The sequence below is a fragment of the Leptospira vanthielii serovar Holland str. Waz Holland = ATCC 700522 genome (assembly GCF_000332455.1).
GTDB classification, from domain to species: Bacteria; Spirochaetota; Leptospiria; order Leptospirales; family Leptospiraceae; genus Leptospira_A; species Leptospira_A vanthielii.
Genome location: NZ_AOGY02000082.1, coordinates 1 through 4,417, shown reverse-complemented (window position 1 = coordinate 4,417; position 4,417 = coordinate 1). Strand labels below are relative to the sequence as shown.

Genomic DNA, 4,417 nt, shown 5'->3' with positions numbered 1-4,417 from the left:
TCCTTCTTACAGCAATCAACTTGAGAGATGCCGATAAAATTCCAGTGACCTTATCCTGCCAAAGCTTCTTCAAACCTGGATTTGCTTGTGATTGAGATAGGGTGAGAGGGGCGGTTATTAGTTCGTTATGTGAAAGTTCGCATAACTTCTATGGAAACGAAGAAAAGCATAAATTTGGCATTTTTTCGTCTTGATTTCTCTGAAAGTAACCATTATCCTACAATTGTAACCACAATTTCGGAGTTAAAAGAATGATTTATGTCGGAGTAAGAGATCTAAAAGCAAAACTTAGCGAATATCTTGATAAAGCCAGGCTTGGAGACGAAGTAATCGTTACTGATCACGGAAAACCAATTGCTAGACTAATAAAAGAGCCAATCAAACAAAAATCTACAATTGAGAAAATGTATCTTTTAGCTGAGAAAGGTATGATACAACTTCCAAGTAAGGATAAGCAGAGTAAATCGACTACTCCGCTTAAAACAAAGTCAAAAATGACTGCATCTGATATATTACTTAACGATCGTTAATGTTTTATTATTTAGATTCAAGCGTTCTTGTAAAGAAATACTTTGATGAATTTGCTTCTGATACTGTATTAAAAATATGGAAGGATAACCGATATCTCGCAATATCACAAGTTGGCTATTCAGAAATTCTAGGAACAATTAATAAAAAACAAAAAATTGATAAGTTCTCTGAAAAAATAAAAGAATCTATTATAAAACAATTTAAATCTGATTGGGATCAACTTGTCAAAATTAACGTAGATCATTCAATAAATTCTGAATTAGATAGAATTCATTCAAAATATTTACTTAGAGGTTTCGATGCTATTCACCTCGTTTCTGCGATTCTTCTATTCAGAGAATTAGAAGAAGAAACTTTCTTTCTTAGTGCAGACGATAATCTAGCAACTGCAGCTAAAAAAGACGGTTTAAATATCGGAATATATAATTGGAAGTAAATGCGAACCTTCGTATAACAGCGACTTAACGCTTCGCTTCGGGACACGCCCTCGCTCGGTCTGCGACACATTCCTCTTCTGTCACTCGCTTGCATACGCAAGCTACGTGCCAGTCCCTAACGTCCCTTCGGGACTCAGGGTCGAGGAACGTCGTTAAGTCTAGTTCGTTAGTCGCAATAAGTAAAAATTATTCAAAATGAATGAAATTGAAGAAAAAAAACTACTAGAACATATTTTTAAAGAATTTGATTATACTTTATACCTAAAAAATTTATCTGCTGAAAATGTAAAAAATGAAAAATTAAAATCAATTGCAGAGACCTTTAGATATAATATAAAATCTGCATTATTTTCAATTCAGAGTCTTTTTCTGATTTCAACCTACACAGCAGTTAAAACAGAAATTCAAAAAGATAGTTTTCGGAAAGCAATCTTCAGCGATCGAGCAATTGATTTCGAAAAAATAACCGATGCATTTTTAGTTGATAACTGGGAACTTCTAAAAGTAAATTCATATAAAGAGTTAATCAAGGCTATAAATTTCATATCAAAAAAAGAAGTATCCCCTCTAGACTATATTAATGAAACAAATTTATTATTTATTGTAAATTTATGGAGTGCTATTGAAGTTTTTATAAAAGATTACTTTATATTCATTATAAACCTTAACCCGGATAAATCATTATCTAAATTGGATGATTCAGAATATTTTAGAAAAAGAATTAGAAACATCACTTTTGATGAAATTTCTCAATTAGGATTTGATTTAAGAGAAAAAATGGGTTATGTTCTCTTAAAAGATTTGGATTTTAGTAATTTCAAACTAATTGAAAATATTTGCGAAAAACTAATTATTAATTACAAACAATTTCCTTCTTTATTAGAATTTAAAAGTTTAAATCAAACACGTCATCTCGTTGTTCATAAAAGAGGCATTGTAGATCAAAAATATAAAGATACTTTAAACATCCAGAACGAAATAAATACTAAAATCCAAATTAACGAATCGGATTTAAAAAAATACTTATCCTGTTTAAATGAATTACTTAACCTATTATTATCTACAGAGATGGCAAATGAATATACATTTTAAAAATAGTAGCAATTACTTACTGCGACTAACAGCGACTAACAGCTTCACTTCGGGACTTGCGCCCTCGTTCGGTCTCCGACACATAGGCTTTTGTCACTCCTCTTGCTTACGCAAGCGTCGTGCCAATCCCTAACGTCCCCTACAGGGACTCAGGGCCAGCCTACGTCGGTTAGCCTAGTTCGTTATGCGTAATGCCATAAACCTTTAAATTATTAATAGCTGACATGGAAATAAAACCAACATTTGATCATTTTCTCATTTATACTCAAAATTTAGAATTGGATTTTAAAAGATTGAAAGATCGTTTTGACTTTCCAATTATATATCCGATAACAAATTACGGTGTTTTCTCAAGTTGTATGTTTGCCTGTAAAAACTCTATTTTAGAATTGGTAAACTATGAGAATCCAAAAATGCCAGAAAAATACAAGGGATCGACAATTTGGTTCTCTGGATTTGCATTGAAATCTGACCTAACTATAGATAAAATATTGTCAGGTTTAACAAATTCTAACCTAAAAATATCTGATATTATTATTCAAAATGTAAAAGATAAAGATGGAAACAATATTCCGATTACCAAAATTCTGATGATTAATGAATTATTCAATTTTTTCCAAGTCTTTTATATACAATACTTAAATAGATTTTTAGAAGAAAAATTTATCGAAACTTCTAAAGAAGCAAAATGGGAAATTCTTAGTTTCGAAGTAAATGAAAATCAGTCAGATACAATTAGTGAAAAATTAAAAAATGCCGGTTTTTCTTTTTTCAAAAATGATATTTTTTACGATAACAATAAAATAAAGTTTACATTAAAAAAATCGAATTTCGATTTTCCGATAGTTAGCTCATTTCTATTAAAATCAAACAAAGAAATTGTTGATTTGGTAAAGTTTTTCTAAAAAATATGGCACTACGCATAACATCGGCTAAACACTGCGCTTCGGGTCTGACGCCCTCGCTTGGCCTTCGGCACATTCCTCTCCGTCACACTCCTTGCAACGCAAGGAGATGTGCCGACGCTAACGCCTCCTCCGGAGGCTCAGCTCCGAGGAACGTCGTTTAGCCTGGTTCGTTATGCGCCATTCTCAAAATGTTTTCCTACGAAAAATCAAAGCAAGAACTTGAATTAATTTTTTTATTTTATTTGTTAGATTCATTACCTATCAATTTATTTATAAGCATTGACTAATTATCAAATATGAAATATAAAATGTATTTCGATAATATATCACGGAGTATTCAATGAAAATAGTTAAATCGATTTTTACGATCATTATTCTTTGCTTCACAAACTTTTCCTTTTATCAAAGTCAGGATATTTCTCAAAATTTTGGAAATGATCAAAATGTATTTTTTGTCAATGCAAAAGGTGGCTTACGGATGCGAATTGAACCTTCTACAAATTCAAAAACTATACTAAATATACCAGATAAATCAAAAGTTATTTCGATAGAAGAACATGGAGAAACAATCAATATCTCAAATACAAATGGTAAGTGGACAAAAATAAAATATAAAGAAAATGAAGGATGGGTATTTGGTGGATTTCTGAACAAAGAAGATAATTCAAATAAGAAATCAAACGATGTACAAATTCCTATTCCTAGTAAGTTAATTGGCGATTACAAATCTTTCGAAAATTCGTGTGCTTCAGGCTGGGCATCAGATTTGTATATAAGTGATAAAGTAGTTATTTGCGCCGATGGTGAAACTGGTATGGTTCCTATCGCTTGTTTACCTACGCAAATTGATATTGAAGGAGACAATTTCATTTTAAATTGCTCTGATATCAAAAAATACCAAATTTTCGAAAATCTTTTTGATACTAAATCAAAATCGATTTTTATCAATGAATTAACAAAATTTCCGAACAAAATTGAAATTACATTTGAAAAAACCGGGAAAGTCAAAACGAGATGCCAATGGAATGAACCATATACTTATTTAAATATTAAGGCCTTCAAAAAAGCAAAAAAATGTGATAACTAATTAATAATTTGATAAATAAGAACGGCGCATAACAGCGACTTACCGCTACGCTTCGGGACAAGCCCTCGCTCGGCCTGCGGCAAATTCCCCTTCTGGCATTCGCCTTGCGTTCGCAAGCTACATGCCAGTCCCTAACGTCCCGTTGGGACTCAGGGGCGGGGAACTTCGGTAAGTCTAGTTCGTTAATTGCAATTAGTTGATCAAAAGAAGAAAACGCGCAAATTTTTTTAAGAAGCTGTTGTCGATTTAAGCTTTGGAAGAGAACAATTTAAGCCTTTCTCTCCATTTAAATGCAGTTTGTTATTTATGCTTTCTAAGAAATAAGAGAAAATTTGCGCTCACTTTTGTTGACCTTTCGACTT

At 32.0% G+C, this 4,417-nt stretch carries 5 protein-coding genes; all 5 read left to right on the top strand.

Annotated features, from left to right (window positions below; translation table 11 throughout):
• Positions 1 to 251: 251 nt before the first annotated feature.
• The 5 genes from LEP1GSC199_RS20225 to LEP1GSC199_RS20585 all read left to right on the top strand — a co-directional run bounded on the left by LEP1GSC199_RS20225 (position 252) and on the right by LEP1GSC199_RS20585 (position 4,055).
• Positions 252 to 530 carry a type II toxin-antitoxin system Phd/YefM family antitoxin gene (locus tag LEP1GSC199_RS20225; RefSeq protein ID WP_002988775.1) on the top strand — a complete coding sequence of 93 codons (279 nt, stop codon included), beginning with the start codon at positions 252 to 254 and terminating at the stop codon, positions 528 to 530.
• The gene (locus LEP1GSC199_RS20220; protein WP_002991726.1) at positions 530 to 967 is read left to right on the top strand and encodes a type II toxin-antitoxin system VapC family toxin; all 438 of its coding nucleotides are present in this window, start codon (positions 530 to 532) and stop codon (positions 965 to 967) included. The genes LEP1GSC199_RS20225 and LEP1GSC199_RS20220 overlap by 1 nt, the downstream gene beginning before the upstream one ends.
• Before the next feature lie 196 nt (positions 968 to 1,163).
• The gene (locus tag LEP1GSC199_RS20215; RefSeq protein ID WP_002991731.1) at positions 1,164 to 2,060 is read left to right on the top strand and encodes a hypothetical protein; all 897 of its coding nucleotides are present in this window, start codon (positions 1,164 to 1,166) and stop codon (positions 2,058 to 2,060) included.
• 224 nt (positions 2,061 to 2,284) lie between these two features.
• Positions 2,285 to 2,965: a hypothetical protein gene (locus LEP1GSC199_RS20210; protein WP_002991729.1), complete on the top strand. Its 681-nt coding sequence runs from the start codon at positions 2,285 to 2,287 to the stop codon at positions 2,963 to 2,965.
• 343 nt (positions 2,966 to 3,308) lie between these two features.
• Positions 3,309 to 4,055, top strand: a complete 747-nt coding sequence (locus LEP1GSC199_RS20585; RefSeq protein WP_002991727.1) for an SH3 domain-containing protein — start codon at positions 3,309 to 3,311, stop codon at positions 4,053 to 4,055.
• The last annotated feature ends 362 nt before the right edge of the window (positions 4,056 to 4,417 follow it).